This window comes from Paraburkholderia sp. (genome assembly GCF_035948235.1).
GTDB lineage: Bacteria > Pseudomonadota > Gammaproteobacteria > Burkholderiales > Burkholderiaceae > Paraburkholderia.
Map to the genome: position 1 here is coordinate 1 of NZ_DASZJJ010000309.1, position 16,298 is coordinate 16,298.

At 67.1% G+C, this 16,298-nt stretch carries 15 protein-coding genes; 10 read left to right on the top strand and 5 right to left on the bottom strand.

The genetic code is table 11. The annotated features are described in order from the left end of the window. Positions 1 to 184, top strand: a 184-nt coding sequence (locus tag VG320_RS27480; protein WP_327203224.1) for an RBBP9/YdeN family alpha/beta hydrolase, incomplete at its 5' end; no start/stop codon positions are given. A 16-nt stretch (positions 185 to 200) separates the two neighbouring features. Here VG320_RS27480 and VG320_RS27485 read toward each other — a convergent pair. Next, positions 201 to 1,421, bottom strand: a complete 1,221-nt coding sequence (locus tag VG320_RS27485; protein ID WP_327203225.1) for a CaiB/BaiF CoA-transferase family protein — start codon at positions 1,419 to 1,421, stop codon at positions 201 to 203. A gap of 298 nt (positions 1,422 to 1,719) precedes the next feature. Here VG320_RS27485 and alaS point away from each other — a divergent pair, with 298 nt between their 5' ends. Beyond that, positions 1,720 to 4,344 (top strand): alanine--tRNA ligase, encoded by a 2,625-nt coding sequence (gene alaS, locus VG320_RS27490; RefSeq protein WP_327203226.1) that lies wholly within the window; start codon positions 1,720 to 1,722, stop codon positions 4,342 to 4,344. Positions 4,345 to 4,420: 76 nt separating this feature from the next. On the opposite strand, the gene VG320_RS27495 is transcribed toward alaS, so the two are convergent. Beyond that, on the bottom strand, positions 4,421 to 5,329 hold the full coding sequence (locus VG320_RS27495) for a LysR family transcriptional regulator (protein WP_327203227.1): 909 nt from the start codon (positions 5,327 to 5,329) through the stop codon (positions 4,421 to 4,423). Between the two features lie 132 nt (positions 5,330 to 5,461). Between VG320_RS27495 and VG320_RS27500 the strand changes: the two genes are divergently transcribed. The 7 genes from VG320_RS27500 to VG320_RS27530 all read left to right on the top strand — a co-directional run bounded on the left by VG320_RS27500 (position 5,462) and on the right by VG320_RS27530 (position 11,595). Next, the gene (locus VG320_RS27500) at positions 5,462 to 6,700 is read left to right on the top strand and encodes a YbfB/YjiJ family MFS transporter (protein ID WP_327203228.1); all 1,239 of its coding nucleotides are present in this window, start codon (positions 5,462 to 5,464) and stop codon (positions 6,698 to 6,700) included. A gap of 128 nt (positions 6,701 to 6,828) precedes the next feature. Beyond that, positions 6,829 to 7,359 (top strand): NUDIX domain-containing protein, encoded by a 531-nt coding sequence (locus VG320_RS27505; RefSeq protein ID WP_327203229.1) that lies wholly within the window; start codon positions 6,829 to 6,831, stop codon positions 7,357 to 7,359. 57 nt (positions 7,360 to 7,416) lie between these two features. Beyond that, a complete protein-coding gene (locus VG320_RS27510; protein ID WP_327203230.1) occupies positions 7,417 to 7,869 on the top strand; it encodes a thioesterase family protein in 453 nt (150 codons plus the stop codon). 15 nt (positions 7,870 to 7,884) lie between these two features. Next, positions 7,885 to 8,823 carry a branched-chain amino acid ABC transporter permease gene (locus VG320_RS27515; RefSeq protein WP_327203231.1) on the top strand — a complete coding sequence of 313 codons (939 nt, stop codon included), beginning with the start codon at positions 7,885 to 7,887 and terminating at the stop codon, positions 8,821 to 8,823. Positions 8,824 to 8,829: 6 nt separating this feature from the next. Further along, positions 8,830 to 10,101 (top strand): branched-chain amino acid ABC transporter permease, encoded by a 1,272-nt coding sequence (locus VG320_RS27520; RefSeq protein WP_327203232.1) that lies wholly within the window; start codon positions 8,830 to 8,832, stop codon positions 10,099 to 10,101. Next, positions 10,098 to 10,883, top strand: a complete 786-nt coding sequence (locus VG320_RS27525; RefSeq protein ID WP_327203233.1) for an ABC transporter ATP-binding protein — start codon at positions 10,098 to 10,100, stop codon at positions 10,881 to 10,883. The genes VG320_RS27520 and VG320_RS27525 overlap by 4 nt, the downstream gene beginning before the upstream one ends. 10 nt (positions 10,884 to 10,893) lie before the next feature. Continuing rightward, complete coding sequence (locus VG320_RS27530; RefSeq protein WP_327203238.1) at positions 10,894 to 11,595, top strand: ABC transporter ATP-binding protein; 702 nt, start codon at positions 10,894 to 10,896, stop codon at positions 11,593 to 11,595. Between the two features lie 4 nt (positions 11,596 to 11,599). On the opposite strand, the gene VG320_RS27535 is transcribed toward VG320_RS27530, so the two are convergent. The 3 genes from VG320_RS27535 to VG320_RS27545 all read right to left on the bottom strand — a co-directional run bounded on the left by VG320_RS27535 (position 11,600) and on the right by VG320_RS27545 (position 14,428). Beyond that, positions 11,600 to 12,502: an ATP adenylyltransferase family protein gene (locus tag VG320_RS27535; protein WP_327203234.1), complete on the bottom strand. Its 903-nt coding sequence runs from the start codon at positions 12,500 to 12,502 to the stop codon at positions 11,600 to 11,602. A gap of 6 nt (positions 12,503 to 12,508) precedes the next feature. After that, on the bottom strand, positions 12,509 to 13,000 hold the full coding sequence (locus VG320_RS27540) for an adenosine-specific kinase (RefSeq protein ID WP_327203235.1): 492 nt from the start codon (positions 12,998 to 13,000) through the stop codon (positions 12,509 to 12,511). Positions 13,001 to 13,159: 159 nt separating this feature from the next. Further along, positions 13,160 to 14,428, bottom strand: a complete 1,269-nt coding sequence (locus tag VG320_RS27545) for an MFS transporter (RefSeq protein ID WP_327203236.1) — start codon at positions 14,426 to 14,428, stop codon at positions 13,160 to 13,162. A 667-nt stretch (positions 14,429 to 15,095) separates the two neighbouring features. Between VG320_RS27545 and VG320_RS27550 the strand changes: the two genes are divergently transcribed. Then, positions 15,096 to 16,298, top strand: a 1,203-nt coding sequence (locus VG320_RS27550; RefSeq protein ID WP_414696134.1) for a methyl-accepting chemotaxis protein, incomplete at its 3' end; no start/stop codon positions are given.

Below are 16,298 nucleotides of genomic sequence, written 5' to 3' on the forward strand. Positions count from 1 at the left end.
CGAGAGCGTGGTGGTGGCGAGCACCGACGATCCTTATGGCGGCGTGGCGTTCTCGCAGCGCTGCGCCAACGCGTGGGGCAGCCGCTGGATGGACATCGGCGAGCGCGGCCACATCAACGCGGAAAGTGGCCTGGCCGACTGGCCGCAAGGCTTCGAATGGCTGATGTCGATGAAGGCGCGCTGAATCCGCCGCCCGCGCGTCAAACCACGCCCTTATCCCGCAACGCCGCCACTCGATCGCCGTCATAGCCCAGCACGTCGCGCAGCACCGCCTCCGTATGTTCGCCGAGCGTCGGCGGATGGCCCGCCACAGTGGGCGGCGTGCCGCTCATGCGGATGGGGTTGCGCACGAGCCGCGCCGTGCCGCCCGACGGATGCGGCACATCCACCTGCATGCCGCGCGCGATCACCTGCTCGTTTTCGAACACTTCGGCGAGATTGTTGATCGGCCCGCACGGCACGCCCGCGCCCTCCAGCGCGCCGATCCAGTCGGCCTTGCTGCGCGTGCGGATCAGGTCGGCGACGATCGGCACCAGAGTTTCGCGATGGCGAACTCGCTCCGGATTGGTCGCGAAGCGCACGTCGTCGGCCAGATCCGGGCGGCCCGCCACCTCGACGAACTTGCGGAACTGCCCGTCGTTGCCGATCGCGAGAATGATCCAGCTGTCGCTGGTCTGGAACGCCTGATAGGGCACGATGTTCGGATGGGCGTTGCCCCAGCGCGCGGGCGGCGTGCCGCTCGCGAGGTAGTTCGCATTCATGTTGGCGAGCATTGCCACCTGCACGTCGAGCAGCGCCATGTCGATGTACTGGCCTTCGCCGGTACGGTCGCGGTGCGCCAGCGCGGTGAGCACGGCAACGGTCGCGTACATGCCGGTCATCAGATCGGCGATGGCCACGCCCGCTTTTTGCGGACCGCCGCCGGGCAGGGCATCCCGCTCGCCGGTAATGCTCATGAAACCGCCCATGCCTTGCACGATGAAGTCGTAGCCCGCGCGCGACGCATACGGCCCGGTCTGGCCGAAGCCCGTCACCGAGCAGTAGACGATATCGGGCTTCACTTCGCGCAGCGACGCGTAATCGAGTCCGTATTTCCTGAGTTGCCCCGCCTTGTAGTTTTCGAGCACGACGTCGCTCTGCGCGGCCAGCTCGCGCACGATGCGCTGGCCTTCGGGCGTGGCGATATCGACGGTGACCGAGCGCTTGTTGCGGTTCGGGGCGAGATAGTAGGCGGCTTCGGCCGTATCTTCGCCCGCGGGCGTCTTCAGGTACGGCGGCCCCCAGTGGCGCGTGTCGTCGCCGGCGCCGGGGCGCTCCACCTTGATGACGTCGGCGCCGAAATCGGCGAGAGTCTGTGCACACCACGGTCCGGCCAGGACGCGGGTGAGATCGAGTACGCGGATGTGGCTCAGAGCGCCCATACGGTGTCTTCCAATGTCGTTCTAGTTCGGGCCATCTTAAGCGATCCAGCGTACGGCGTGTCAAATTTCGGTACGATGTTTCGCTAAGCGGAACAAAACTGGATGGCCGATGCATGCGCACATCACTGTCGCAAGCATGCCAACCACCCTGCGCGCGCCGCCGCGAGCGTGCGGCGATCCCGTATAATCGGTCGATTCAGCATCGACGAAATGCGTGCGCTGGCAGACGTGGCCAGGCGCGGTTTCCGAGATCGGACAAGATTCAGCACAGACGCCCCGAAGGTAAATACAGCACGCCATGAAAGCCTCCGAAATCCGCGAGAAATTCCTCAAGTTCTTCGAATCGAAGGGCCACACGATCGTGCGCTCGTCGAGCCTCGTGCCGGGCAACGACCCCACCTTGCTCTTTACCAACTCGGGCATGGTGCAGTTCAAGGACGTGTTCCTCGGCGCCGAATCGCGCCCGTACTCGCGCGCGACCACCGCGCAGCGCAGCGTGCGCGCAGGCGGCAAGCACAACGACCTCGAAAACGTCGGCTACACCGCGCGTCACCACACGTTCTTCGAGATGCTCGGTAACTTCTCGTTCGGCGACTACTTCAAGCGCGACGCGATCCACTACTGCTGGGAACTGCTGACCAAGGTCTACGCGCTGCCGGCAGAGAAGCTCACCGTCACGGTCTACCAGGAAGACGACGAAGCCTTCGACATCTGGGCGAAGGAAATCGGCGTGCCGGTCGAGCGTATCATCCGCATCGGCGACAACAAGGGTTCGCGCTACGCCTCGGACAACTTCTGGCAGATGGCCGACACCGGCCCGTGCGGCCCGTGCTCGGAAGTGTTCTACGACCACGGCCCGGAAATCTGGGGCGGCCCCCCGGGATCGCCTGAGGAAGACGGCGACCGCTTCATCGAGATCTGGAATCTAGTGTTCATGCAGTTCAACCGCGATGCCCAGGGCAACATGACGCCGCTGCCCAAGCAGTGCGTCGATACGGGCATGGGACTCGAGCGTCTGGCCGCCGTGCTGCAGCACGTGCACAGCAACTACGAGATCGACCTGTTCCAGAATCTGATCAAGGCGGCTGCGCGCGAAACCGGCATCAGCGACCTGGAACACAACTCGCTGAAGGTGATCGCCGATCACATCCGCGCTTGCTCGTTCCTGATCGTCGACGGCGTGATTCCGGGCAACGAAGGCCGCGGCTACGTGCTGCGCCGTATCGTGCGCCGCGCGATCCGCCATGGTTACAAGCTCGGCCGCAAGGGCGCGTTCTTCAACAAACTGGTGGCCGATCTGGTCGCGGAAATGGGCGTGGCCTATCCGGAACTGGCCGAAGCGCAGCAACGCGTGACGGACGTGCTTCGCCAGGAAGAAGAGCGCTTCTTCGAAACCATCGAACACGGCATGTCGATCCTCGACGCGGCGCTGGCGGATCTGGACGCCAAGGGCGGCAAGACGCTCGACGGCGAACTCGCGTTCAAGCTGCACGACACCTACGGCTTCCCGCTCGACCTCACGGCCGACGTCTGCCGCGAGCGCAATGTCACGGTCGACGAAGCCGCCTTCGACGAAGCGATGGCGCGCCAGCGCGAACAGGCTCGCGCGGCGGGCAAATTCAAGATGGCGCAAGGCCTCGAATACTCGGGCGCGAAGACCACGTTCCACGGCTACGAAGAGATCATCTTCGACGACGCCAAGGTGGTCGCGCTCTACGTCGATGGCGCATCGGTCAATGAAGTGCAGAGCGGCCAGGACGCCGTGGTTGTGCTCGACCACACGCCGTTCTACGCGGAGTCGGGCGGTCAGGCCGGCGACCAGGGCGTGATCGCGAACGCCAGCATCCGCTTTGCGGTGGCCGATACGCTCAAGGTTCAGGCCGATGTGTTCGGTCACCACGGCACGCTGGAACAGGGCACGCTGAAGGTCGGTGACGTCGTGAAGGCGGAAATCGACGCGGTGCGCCGCGCTCGCACCGCGCGCAACCACTCGGCGACCCACCTGATGCACAAGGCGCTGCGTGAAGTGCTCGGCGGCCACGTGCAACAGAAGGGCTCGCTCGTCGATGCCGACAAAACCCGCTTCGACTTCGCCCACAACGCGCCGATGACGGACGACGAAATCCGCCGCGTCGAGCAGATCGTCAACGCGGAAGTGCTCGCCAACGCGCCGGGCGTGGTGCGCGTGATGTCGTACGACGAAGCGGTGAAGGGCGGCGCGATGGCGCTGTTCGGCGAAAAGTACGGCGACGAAGTGCGCGTGATGGATCTCGGCTTCTCGCGCGAACTCTGCGGCGGCACGCACGTGCAGCGCAGCGGCGACATCGGCCTGTTCAAGATCGTGATGGAAGGCGGCGTTGCTGCCGGCATCCGCCGCGTGGAAGCGATCACGGGCGACAACGCCGTGCGCTTCGTGCAGGATCTGGACGCGCGTGTGAACGCAGCGGCGGCGGCGCTCAAGGCGCAGCCTTCGGAACTGACGCAGCGCATCGCGCAGGTGCAGGACCAGGTCAAGTCGTTGGAGAAGGAACTGGGCGCGCTCAAGTCGAAGATGGCGTCGAGCCAGGGCGACGAACTCGCGGGCCAGGCCATCGAAGTGAACGGCGTGCATGTGCTGGCCGCGACGCTCGAAGGCGCGGATTCCAAGACGCTGCGCGAAACCGTCGACAAGCTCAAGGACAAGCTCAAGAGCGCGGCGATCGTGCTGGCGGCCGTCGAAGGCGGCAAGGTCAGCCTGATCGCGGGCGTGACCGCCGAAGCCAGCAAGAAGGTCAAGGCCGGCGAACTGGTGAACTTCGTCGCCCAGCAGGTGGGCGGCAAGGGCGGTGGCCGTCCGGACATGGCGCAGGCTGGCGGCACGGAACCGGCGAACCTGCCGGCCGCGCTCGCGGGCGTGAAGGGCTGGGTCGAAGCGAAGCTGTAAGCGCGTCGCTTCCCCCATGAAAAAAGGGCTGCCTGCGAGGGCAGCCCTTTTTGTTTGTGCGCGGCTGGCGAACGTGTCAGGCCGAGGCGGTTTCGGTTGCCGCAGGCGTTTCGCTGCGCGCGTGCTCCAGCAACGCCGATTTAAGCGCGTCGAGCGCCGGCGAGAAATGCCCGCGCCGCCACACGAGCAAGGTGTCGATCCGGCCGGGTTCGCCGAGCGAATGAATCGTGAAGTCATCGGCGCTGCGTTGTACATCGAGCACCGAACGCGGCGCGACCGCCACGCCCGCACCCGCCGCCACGCAGGCCACGATCGCGTGATACGAGCCCAGTTCCAGCACCCGTGTGGGCCGGATGCCATGCTCCAGATACCACGCTTCAACGTAGCTGCGGTACGCGCAGCCGCGCTCGAACGCCACCAGCGTCGATAGCGCGACGTCGCCCGGCTGGCGGATCGGCCGATGCCCGCGCGGCGTGATCATGACCAGTTCCTCGCGATACACCGGCACGCAGTCGAACACTTCCGGGTCGGGCTGCCCGGCCAGCGGCGTGGCGATCAGCGCGGCATCGACCTCGAATTCGCGCAGACGCTCGATGAGGCAGCCGGTCGTACCGGTTTCCAGTTCCAGCGTCACGTCGGGCCAGTTCTGGTGATAGTGGGCGAGGACGCCAGGCAGGCGGCTCGCCGCAGTGCTTTCCATGGTGCCCAGCCGCAGGCGGCCGGACGGACGCCCGGCCTTGAGCGCGTGGCGCGCTTCGTCGGCGAGCGCGAGCAGACGTTCGGCGTAGGGCAGCAGCGTTTCGCCGGCGGGCGTCAGGACGAGGCGGCGGCCATCGCGCGTAAAGAGCGGCGTGCCGAGCTGCTCCTCAAGCTGCTTGATGCGCGTGGTGACGTTGGACTGCACGCGATTGAGCTTCGCAGCGGCTCGCGTCACGCCGTTTTCGCGGACCACGGCCCGAAAGATCGCCAGCGCGGCCAGATCCATGATTCTCTCCTTGGAATGGATTGATTCATGATAATTCATTTTTCGTGAACGTTCTGGGCGACTAGGATGATCGGAACGGCGTCGCGCGCGATGCCTCATTTGTCCCGATTTTGTCTGCACACGGCGCCGATCATGAACAACACCGCTTCCCGCCCCAACGCCCCGAACGTTCCGAACGCGCCCTTCGCGCAACCGGTCCACCGTCCCCATGAAGCGCGCCGTGCCGCACTCGCCTGCATGCTGACGCTCGCGGCGGCGCTGGGCATCGGCCGCTTTGCATTCACGCCGTTGCTGCCGCTGATGCTGCACGGCGGCGGCCTCGATCTCAGACACGGTAGCTGGCTGGCTTCGCTGAACTACGCCGGTTATTTCGTTGGCGCGATGGGTTGTGCGGCGCTGCGCTTCGCGCCCGCGCGCGTCGTGCGCGCCGGGCTGGTGGCTACGGCGCTGCTGACCGTCGTGATGGGTCTCACGCAGTCATTCTGGCTCTGGGCGATCGTGCGCTTCGTGGCGGGCGCGGTGAGTGCGGCGACCTTCGTGTTCGCGTCGCAATGGGGCTTGCGGCGCCTCACGCAACTGGGCGCGCACGCGTGGAGCGGGGTGATCTACACCGGGCCGGGTGTGGGCATCGTCGCGACAGGATTGCTGGTGAGTGCGGCGGGCGGCTTCGGCGCGCGGGCGGGGTGGATCGGCTTTGGCGTGGTGTGCGCGCTGATCGTGGCGATCGTCTGGCCGGTGTTCGTCGAAACGCCGTATCCTGCGCATCCGGCTGGCGCCGCGCCATCGGCTCACACGAGTGCTCAAAGCGCACCGCGCGCCAGTCGCGCCGACGCCTTCTGGCTGGTCGTGCTCTACGGCGTGCCCGGTTTCGGCTACATCATCACCGCGACCTTCCTGCCCGTGATCGCGCGCCACGCGTTGCCCGGCTCGATCTGGCCGGACCTGTTCTGGCCGATGTTCGGCGCGGCGCTGATCGTCGGGGCGTTGTGTGCGGCGCGTCTGCCGCTGCACTGGGACAACCGCCTGCTGCTGGCCGCCTGCTATGTGTTGCAGGCGCTGGGCATCGCGTCGGGCATCGTATGGCCGAACGCGGCGGGCTTTTCGTTGGGCAGCGTGCTGATCGGCCTGCCGTTCACCGCAATCACGCTGTTCGCGATGCGCGAAGCGCGCATCATGCGCGGCGATCACGCGGCCGCGCTGATGGGCTACGCGACCGGCGCATACGGGATCGGCCAGATTCTCGGGCCGCTGGTGGCTGCGCCGCTTGCAGCGTCGAGCGGCTCGTTCTCGCCGTCGTTGTGGCTCGCGGCGCTGGCTCTGGTTGCGGGCGCGGCGGGGCTCGTGTGGCGCACGCTGCGCGGCGGGCAATGAGCTTGCCGTCACGAAAAGCCAAAAATCGGCGCTCGCACGCCGCGATGGATAGCGCACTAAAATAGCCGCTTCGCGCGTTTGCACAAGCTCGTGCGAATCCTGCGGCTTTCTGCGACTTCCATCGATCCATGAGCGACTATCAGTTTTGCCCGCGCTGCGCCTCGCGTCTCGTCGAGCGCGCCGACCCCGCCCACGAGGGCGGCCGCGTGCGCATGGCGTGCCCCGACACCGTCTGCGCCTACGTGCACTGGAACAACCCGCTGCCGGTGGTCGCGGCCATCGTCGAATACGAAGGGCGCATCCTGCTGGCGCGCAACGCCGCGTGGCCCGAAGGCATGTTCGCGCTCATCACCGGTTTCCTCGAAAACGGCGAGACGCCGGAAGAGGGCATCGCGCGCGAGGTGCTGGAAGAGACCAGCTTGCACGCGCAGAGCGTCGATCTCGTCGGCGTCTACGAATTCATCCGCAAGAACGAACTCATCATCGCCTACCACGTGAAGGCGACGGGCACGGTGGCGCTTTCTCCCGAGTTGCTCGAATACCGTCTTGTTGAGCCAGCGAAGCTACGCCCCTGGCGCGCGGGCACGGGCCAGGCGCTCGGCGAATGGATGCGCCGGCGCGGTCTGCCGTTCGAATTCGTCGAACGTCCCGGCGACTGATCGCATCCCGCGCTTTCCTGTCACGCTTCGTTTCTTCTTCCGAACTTCACGCTCCCGATGAACCGACCCGTCGCCATTGCCCGCTCCGATTACCGTCACTTCCTGTCCATCACCACGCGCTGGATGGACAACGACGTATACGGCCACGTCAACAACGTCGTCTATTACAGCTACTTCGACACCGTCGTGAACGAGTATCTGATCCGTGCAGGCGCGCTCGATGTCGAGCATGGCGAGACCATCGGCCTCGTGGTCGAAACACAGTGCAACTACTTCGCGCCGCTGGTGTTTCCGGAGCGCGTCGAGGCGGGGCTGCGCGTGGCGCGTCTTGGCTCGTCGAGCGTGCGCTACGAAGTGGGTCTCTTTCGCGAAGGCGAGAGCACGCCGGCCGCACAGGGCCATTTCGTGCACGTCTATGTCGATCGCGAAACGCGCCGCCCCGTGAGCGCGTTGCCCGAAGCCTTGCGCGCCGCGCTCGCGCCGCTGGCGTTGGCCGACACGCACGGCTGAGGAGCGCCCCAAACGGTGCAGGCCTTCGTCATCGACACGCTCAACGGCGCGAGCTACGGCCTGCTGCTGTTCATGCTGTGCGCCGGTCTCACGCTGATCTTCAGCATGCTCGGCGTGCTCAACTTCGCGCATGCGAGCTTCTACATGGTCGGCGCGTATCTGGGCGTGACGCTCGCGGGCACGCTCGGGTTTGGCTGGGCGCTGGTGCTGGCGCCGCTCGTCGCGGGCGTGGCTGGCGCCGTGTTCGAGACGACGCTGCTACGGCGCGCCCGCCCGGGCGGGCCCCTCAATGCGCTGCTGCTGACCTTCGGCGCGGCGTGGGCGATCGGCGAACTCGTCAAGCTCGTCTGGGGTCTTCAGCCGCTCGCGGCGCCGGTGCCGGCCTGGCTCGACGGCGCGCTGTTCACCTACGGCGGCGCGGCGTTCTCGCGTTATCGCGCCTTCACGATGGGCGTGGCCGTGGCGATGTTCGGGCTGATCTTCGCGGCGCTGCGCGTTTCGCGCACGGGCCTGATCGTGCGCGCCGCGCTCACGCATCCGCAGGCCGTCGAGGCGCTCGGCCACGACGTGCCGCGCGTGCAGACGCTGGTGTTCGCGCTCGGCACGGCGCTCGCGGCGCTGGCGGGCGCGGTGGCCGCGCCGCTGTTCGTGGTCGAACCGGCGATGGCCGAATCGGTCGGCTCGATCGTTTTCGTGGTGGTGGTGACGGGCGGGCTTGGATCGCTGGGCGGCGCGTTCGTCGCCTCGCTGGCGGTGGGTTGGCTGCAGACCTTCGCGGTGGCGAGCGACGTCTCGTTCGGCGCGCTCGCCAACCGGATCGGCGTGACGCTCGCGCCCGCGTGGAGCGCGCTCACGCTCGCGCAGATCGCGCCGATGCTGCCGTATCTGCTGCTGGTCGCGATGCTCGCCGTGCGCCCGCAAGGGCTGCTCGGGCAGCGCGGCGAGGACGCCTGACGCGCCATGGCCGCCGCCCGATCGACGACGAATGAGCGCCTGCGCGCATCCTGGCGTCTGGCGCCGTGGATCGCGCTGGCGGTGCTGCTGGTCGTGCCGCCGCTCGTGTCGGCGTGTCTCTCGCCTGCGGGCGTGCCGCAGGGCTGGCTGCTTGCCTGCCTCGCCCAGGCCGCGACGATGATCGTCTTTGCGCTCTCCTACAACCTGCTGCTCGGCGAGACCGGGCTGCTCTCGTTCGGCCACGCCGCGCCTGCGGGTCTCGGCGCACTGGCGGCGGCGCAGGTTTTCAATTATTCAGCGCTGCCTCTGCCGATTTTGCCCTTCGTGGGCGGCGCGGCAGGGGCAGCCGTCGGCGTGCTGACTGCGCTCATCGCCGCGCGCCGCGCGGGCACCGCCTTCGCGATGATTACGCTGGGCCTGGGCGAACTGGTGGCGGCTGCCGCGTGGGCGTTGCCCGACTGGTTTGGCGGCGAAGCGGGCGTCGCCATCGACCGCGCGAGCGGACCGGCCATCGCGGGCTGGACCTTCGGGCCGCAGCGCGAGGCGTACTGCGTGATCGCGCTCTGGTGTCTCGCGGCGAGCGCGGCGGTCTACGCGATCTCGCGCGCGCCGTACGTGCGCCTTGCCAACGCCGTGCGCGACAACCCGGTGCGCGCCGCGGCGCTCGGCGCGTCGCCTGCGCGCGTGCGGGGCGCGATGATCGTGCTGGCGTCGGCGTTCGCGGGCGTCGCGGGCACGCTCGCGCTCATCAATGTGGAGCTGGCCGCAGCGGAAAGCGTGGGTATGACGCGCTCGGCTGGCGTGCTGATCGCGACGGTGACGGGCGGCACGGCGTCGTTCTTCGGGCCAGTGCTGGGCGCGCTCGTGTGGGTCGGGTTCAGCGTCGGTGTGGCGAGCGTGTCGCGCGCGTGGATGCTTTACGTCGGGCTCTTTTTCATCGTCGTGGTGCTGGCCGCGCCAGACGGGCTGGCGGGTTTCGCGGCGCGTCAGCGCGCGGCGCTTGCGCGGTATGGCTGGCGGCGTTGTCGCGCGTACTGGGCGTCGGCGGCGCTCGCGGCGGCCTGCGGCACGCTCGCGCTCGTGCTGGCGGTGCAGTGGGCCTACGCGCTGCGTTTCGGCGACGACGATGCGAGTGCGTGGTTCGCCGCGCTGTCGCCTGGTGCGTCGCGCGCGCTCGCGGCGGCGATCGTGGTTTTGTCGCTGGCTGCGGCGTGGCTCATGTGGCTTGCACAACGGGCCTGCGCATCGCTCGACGAAGCCAGCAAGGAGCGCCCATGACCGCGCTCGCGCTCGAACTATGCGGCATCGAAAAGCGCTTCGGGGCCACGCGCGTGCTGCGTGGCGTCGATCTCGATGTTCACGCGGGCGAACGCCACGCGCTGATCGGCCCGAACGGCGCGGGCAAGTCCACGCTGTTCAGCCTGATCGCCGGAGAGCGGCGCGCGAGCGCGGGCCGCATCGCGCTGCGCGGCGCGGACGTCACGCGCTTGACCAGCGCCGCGCTCGCCCGGCGCGGTCTGGCGCGCAGCTTCCAGAGCACGAGCGTGTTCGCGAAGCTGTCGGTGCGCGACAACCTGCGCTGCGCGATGCTGGCGTCGCTGGGCGGTGGGGCGGGGCTGACGGCGCGCTGGTTCGGCTCCTCGCGCGCAGCAAAACAGATCGATGCGCGCGCAACCGGATTGCTCGACGCGCTCGATCTCTCTCATGTGGCGAATCACGCGGCGGCGGCGCTCAGCTATGCCCAGCAGCGCGCGCTCGATCTGGGCCTGGCGCTGGCGGGCGGCGCGCACACGCTGCTGCTCGACGAGCCCACGGCAGGCATGAACCGCGCCGAAGCCGCACGCGCCATCGACCTGATCCGCACGATGACAGCGGGCAAAACCGTGCTGCTGATCGAGCACGACATGGACGCCGTGTTCGGTCTTGCCGATCGCGTTTCGGTGCTCGCGCAGGGCCGGGTGATCGCGACCGGCACGCCCGCAGCGATTCGTGCCAATGCCGCCGTGCGCGAAGCGTATTTCGGCACGCCAACTGGCGCTGCGGGAGCATCGGATGAGTGAGGCCAACGCGATGGCACCGCTGCTCGACGTCGTCAATCTGCGCGCGTGGTACGGCGCGAGCCAGGTCCTGCACGGCGTCGATCTGCGCATCGGCGTGGGCGAAGTGGTGGCGCTCGCGGGACGCAACGGCTCGGGGCGCTCGACCTTCGCAAAGGCGCTGATGTCGATGGTAACGACCGAGGGCGTGCGGCGTTTCGCGGGCACCGATCTCGCGTCGCTGCGCACCTTTGAGGTTGCGCGCGCGGGTCTCGGCTACGTGGCGGAGCAGCGCGATATCTTCCCGACCTTGAGCGTCGACGACAACCTGCGCCTGGGCATGACGAAACGCGCCGCGGGCTTCACGCTCGCCGACGCCCACGCGCTTTTCCCGATCCTGCGCGAGCGCCGCGCCGCGCGCGCGGGTGTGCTCTCGGGCGGCGAGCAGCAGATGCTCGCGCTGGCCCGTGCGCTGCTGGGCGCACCAAAGCTCCTGATCGTCGACGAACCCGCCGAGGGCCTGTCCGCGCCGATGGCCGCGCGCGTGGCGGCATGCCTGCACACGCTGCGCGAGCGCGGCGTCGCGATCCTGCTGATCGAGCAGCGGCTTGCGCTCGCGCCGCAACTGGCAGATCGCATCGCGGTGATGGGGCATGGCCGCATCGTGTTCGACGGCACGCCGGGCACGCTCGCGCAACGCGAAGACGTGGTGCGCGACTGGCTGGGGATCGGCTAGGAAGCTAAGCGGCGGGTTGCGCCACGCGAGCGAGCGCCGTCATCGGCCCGATGCGTGCGAGCGCGTCGCGTTGCTGCGCGTCGCGCACGAACAGCGAGCCCGCGAAACCGAGCGCGTTGAGCGAGATCCCTTCGACGCGCTCCGCCGCGCGCGGCACCACCAGCATCCAGCGGCGCGTGACGAGCAGGTTGTAGGGCGCGCCCTGATGCGCGAGACCGTCGATTTCGATGGCGTCGATGCCTGTTGCTTGCAGCAGCGCGCGATAGGTTTTGAGGGCGGTTTGCGCCGCGTCGTCCGCCAATAGATCGAGCCGCGCGAAGCCATGCGCGAATGGCAGCGCGCTGATGCGTGCGCCGCGCTCCGTGACGCTCAGCGAAGCAAACAGCGCTTCGAGCGGCGCAGGCCAACCCGCATCGTCGAGCGGCAACGGCACGGCCTGCAGATGCTTGTGCGGCTGGCTTGCGCCGGCCGCTTCGCCGCCGTTGTAGAAACCCAGCGTATCGCCGCCGCGCAGCGCCACGAGTAGCGCTTCGAAATCGTGGTGGTCGAGCAGCGCGGTCTGCGGCACGAACTGGCGCGTGACGATCAGCAAATGATCGTCGATCACGTTGTACTTGTTGAGCAGCGCGACATGCGTGGGCGAAAGATCGCCCACGCAGAGATCGGGCTCATAAGGCAGAAACGGATTGCGATGCGTGGCATTGACGCCGCTGGCGGTCGAGGCATCGGTGCGGCGCGCGGCCTCCTTGCGCGCGAGGCTGGACACCTGACGTATCGCGAAGCGCACGCCGTCCTGTTCGAGATGCGAGAGCGCGGTTTCAATCGGCTGCAACGCGCCACACGCCAATGCGCGCTGCGTCTGCGCGCGTAGCGCCGGCCAGAGCGTTTGTTCGGTGAGCGGAGTCATTGGCGCTCAAAGGCCCGCTTTGTAGCCGATGGCGCGCAGCAGATCCTTGCGCCAGCGCACGTCATCTTCGGTTTCGACACCCAGCGGCGGCAGCCCGTCCACCACGCCGACGATGCCGCGCCCCTGATCCGTTTGCGCAATCAGCACCTGAGTCGGATTGGCCGTCGCGCAGAAAATACGGCACACCTCGGGCACGGCCTTCACGGCGTTCAGTACGTTCACTGGGAAAAAGCCGTCGCCGAGAAACACGATGAAGCTATGGCCCGCCGCGATACGCATGGCGTTATCGGTGGCCATCTCGACGAGCGCGTCCTGGGTGCCCGAGCGCCGCACGAGCCGCTTGCCCGACGCCTCGCAGAACGCCAGACCGAAGGCGAGGCCCGGCACCGCGCCAAACAGCGCCTCGTGCAGATCCTCGACGGTCTTGATGAAGTGCGACTGGCCGAGAATGAAGTTGGTGTTCTCAGGCTTGACGATGTCTACCGTGGACAGTTGCATGACGAACCTCCCGCAGGCACGGACGATAGCTTCAAGACTAGTACGAAGCGACGGGCCGTCCAAGTCGGGGCTGACGCAATCGGCGCGCCATGAAAAACGGCCGGCGCCCTGAGAGGCAGCCGGCCGGTCTTTCGTGCAGCGCGTCGTGCGTGCGACGCGTCAGACAGCTTTCTTCGCCCGTTTGCCCTCGATATCGGGCAGCAACACCGTGAGGATGCCGATCAGCGGCAGGAACGAGCAGACCTTGTAGACGAAGCCGATGCTGGTGGCATCCGCAAGCTGGCCGAGCACCGCCGCGCCGATCCCGCCCAGACCGAACGCGAAGCCGAAGAACAGGCCCGCGACCATGCCCACCTTGCCCGGAATCAGCTCCTGCGCATACACGAGGATCGCCGAGAACGCCGAAGCCAGCACCACGCCGATGATGATCGTCAGCACGCTGGTCCAGAACAGGTTGGCGTAGGGCAGCAGCAGCGTGAAGGGCGCCACGCCCAGAATCGAACCCCAGATCACGTATTTACGGCCGATACGGTCGCCCACCGGCCCGCCGATGATCGTGCCCGCCGCGACAGCCGCAAGGAACACGAACAGATGCACCTGTGCCGCCTGCACGGGCAGATGGAAACGGTCGATCAGATAGAACGTGAAGTAGCTGTTGATGCTCGCGAGATAGAAGTACTTCGAGAACACCAGCAGCACGAGGATGCTGATGGCCATCGCCACGCGGCCGCGCGAGAGTACGACATGCGGCGCTTCGGCGCGCTTTTTCTTGAGATTCGGATGCGCCTTGTACCAGCGGCCGATCTGCGTGAGCACGACGATCGCGACCAGCGCCGCCGCCGAGAACCACGCGATGCTGCGCTGGCCGTGCGGAATGATGATCGCGGCGGCCAGCAGCGGCCCGAGCGACGAACCCGCGTTGCCGCCCACCTGGAAGAGCGATTGCGCCAGACCGTGCTTGCCGCCCGAAGCCATGCGCGCGACGCGTGACGATTCCGGATGGAACACCGACGAGCCGCAGCCGACCAGCGCGGCGGCGACCAGCAGCACGCCAAAGCTCGGCGCTACCGACATCAGCAGCAGACCGCAGAGCGTGAAGCCCATGCCGACGGGTAACGAATACGGCATCGGTTTCTTGTCGGTGTAGACGCCCACCAGCGGCTGCAGCATCGAAGCCGTGATCTGGTAAGTGAGCGTGATGAGGCCGATCTGCGTGAACGACAGCGCGAAGTTGTCCTTGAGCATCGGGTAGATGGCCAGGATCAGCGACTGGATCATGTCGTTGAGCAGATGCGAAAAGCTGATCGCGCCGAGCACGGAGTACACGGTGCGCTGCGCGCCGGACGCGGCAGGCGTGGCGCCTTGCGCACTTTGGGCGGACGCGGGAGCGGCGCCGGTGACGGCGCGCTTGTCGAGACTGGTTTCCATGGTGTCGATAAGCAGAAGAGGCTCACGCGGGCACCGCGTCGCGCAACAGCGGCGCACGTGGCGATGGCGTGACGTTGTCATGTATAGGAGTTATGAAGCGCAGTGTAATGTGTCTCGCTTGAATCGTCCTGACAAATTTTGTCGAGAATCGGACATCTGCAGATGGTTTGATTTTTGCGTCGAGCCGCGACGCCTTGTCGCAGCGGCCCGTCGAGGATTGTCTCGAATTCGCCGGGCTTTATTGATCGCGGATTTTGGCCGGTTATAACCCGGCCCATGCGTGTGCGCGGCGAGGGCCGCACACACATTCGAAGCTACGGGGCCGGAACACGCAGGGTGTGCGCGCGACTAAAGAATGCGCGACGCCGTGCCGTTGACCGGAGTTGAGGCGCTACGCAACACGCATCGATAGTCATCGGATCGATGCGGAGGTGGCGTCCTACAACAATCAGCGCTTTGCAGGAAACCAGACACGCGCCAAAAGCGCCGACTCTGGTCGTCAGCTTTGCATGGAGACCGACGGACGATGAGAGCAATCAAAGAGGCCAGCCTGCACACGAGTTTCGTGCCGGAAGTGGACAGTGGAGCAAGCGCCGCACCGGGTGGCGCGTCACGGGGAAAGAAGTACGGGAAGTCGAGGGAAAGCGGCAAGCTTTCGGTCAAGGCGATGCTTCGCATTGCCTTTGCGGTGGTGCTGATCGGCACACTGGCGATCGGCGCGTTTTCGTTGGCGCAGATCAGCCGGCTTAACGATTCCACCCAGTCGATTTACGAACAGGGCCACGTCGCGAGCCGCGCCGCCGAGGAAGCGCGCGGCCATGTGCTGCGGGCGAGCCGCGCGCAGAAAATGTTGCTCACGGCCACCACGGCCAAAGAGCGCGACGAACTCGGCGACGGCATCGAAAAAGACCTCGCGACGCTTGGCACGGAGATTCAGGCGCTGGGCCAGTACGCGGCCCAATCGGGAGGCGACGCCATCGCGCAACAGAAGCAGTTCGCCGCGGCGGCGCAAACCTGGAGCGGCCATCTGCGCGACTTCGTCACGCTCGTGAAGGCGCAGCCGCTCGATCTTTCGCAGATGAGCTGGCAGGTCGGCACCCAGGACGTCTCGCTGCTGGTCGAAACCGGCAAGCTCGAAACCCTCGTCGATCAGATCGTCGAGCAGCGCGGTGCGGCGGCCAAGGCGACCATCGCGGCGTCGGCGTTCATCTTCAAGTCCTCGTTCGTGATGATCGCCGTGGCGACGGTCGCGCTCTTCGTGCTCGCCTTTGTGGTGAGCGAGTGGGTGGTGCGGCGTCTCGCGCACCAACTCGGCGGCGAGCCTGCGCATGCCAAGGCCATCGCCGCGCGCATCGCCTCGGGCGATCTCGCGCAGCCGGTCAAGGTGCATGCGCGCGACGCCTCCAGCATGCTCGGCGCGCTGCGCGACATGCAGAACGGCCTCTCGACCACGGTCGCGGAAATCGCTGCGAGCGCCGAGGCCATCGCCAGCGCATCGAGCGAGATCTCGACCGGCAATCTCGATCTCTCGCACCGCACCGAAGAGCAGGCCGTCGCGCTCGAACGCACCGCGAGCAGCATGGAGCAATTGACGTCGACGGTGCGCCTGAACGCGGAAAACGCGCAGCAGGCCAGCACGCTGGCGGGCAACGCCTCGCAGATCGCCGAGAAGGGCGGCGCCGTGGTGGGCCGCGTGGTCGCGACGATGAACCAGATTAACGAAAGCGCCAAGAGCATCGCCGACATCATCGGCGTGATCGAGGGCATCGCGTTCCAGACCAATATTCTCGCGCTCAACGCGGCCGTGGAAGCGGCGCGCGCGGGCGAGGAGGGCCGCGGATTTTCAGTGGTCGCGGGCGAAGTGCGCAAT

What these genes read in the sequence shown, in the direction of transcription:
- VG320_RS27540 (WP_327203235.1), bottom strand. Translation starts at nt 13,000, where the DNA reads ATGCAACTGTCCACGGTAGACATCGTCAAGCCTGAGAACACCAACTTC.
- VG320_RS27545 (WP_327203236.1), bottom strand. Translation starts at nt 14,428, where the DNA reads ATGGAAACCAGTCTCGACAAGCGCGCCGTCACCGGCGCCGCTCCCGCG.
- VG320_RS27530 (WP_327203238.1), top strand. Translation starts at nt 10,894, where the DNA reads ATGGCACCGCTGCTCGACGTCGTCAATCTGCGCGCGTGGTACGGCGCG.
- VG320_RS27510 (WP_327203230.1), top strand. Translation starts at nt 7,417, where the DNA reads ATGAACCGACCCGTCGCCATTGCCCGCTCCGATTACCGTCACTTCCTG.
- VG320_RS27500 (WP_327203228.1), top strand. Translation starts at nt 5,462, where the DNA reads ATGAACAACACCGCTTCCCGCCCCAACGCCCCGAACGTTCCGAACGCG.
- VG320_RS27485 (WP_327203225.1), bottom strand. Translation starts at nt 1,421, where the DNA reads ATGGGCGCTCTGAGCCACATCCGCGTACTCGATCTCACCCGCGTCCTG.
- VG320_RS27520 (WP_327203232.1), top strand. Translation starts at nt 8,830, where the DNA reads ATGGCCGCCGCCCGATCGACGACGAATGAGCGCCTGCGCGCATCCTGG.
- VG320_RS27525 (WP_327203233.1), top strand. Translation starts at nt 10,098, where the DNA reads ATGACCGCGCTCGCGCTCGAACTATGCGGCATCGAAAAGCGCTTCGGG.
- VG320_RS27505 (WP_327203229.1), top strand. Translation starts at nt 6,829, where the DNA reads ATGAGCGACTATCAGTTTTGCCCGCGCTGCGCCTCGCGTCTCGTCGAG.
- VG320_RS27495 (WP_327203227.1), bottom strand. Translation starts at nt 5,329, where the DNA reads ATGGATCTGGCCGCGCTGGCGATCTTTCGGGCCGTGGTCCGCGAAAAC.
- VG320_RS27535 (WP_327203234.1), bottom strand. Translation starts at nt 12,502, where the DNA reads ATGACTCCGCTCACCGAACAAACGCTCTGGCCGGCGCTACGCGCGCAG.
- alaS (WP_327203226.1), top strand. Translation starts at nt 1,720, where the DNA reads ATGAAAGCCTCCGAAATCCGCGAGAAATTCCTCAAGTTCTTCGAATCG.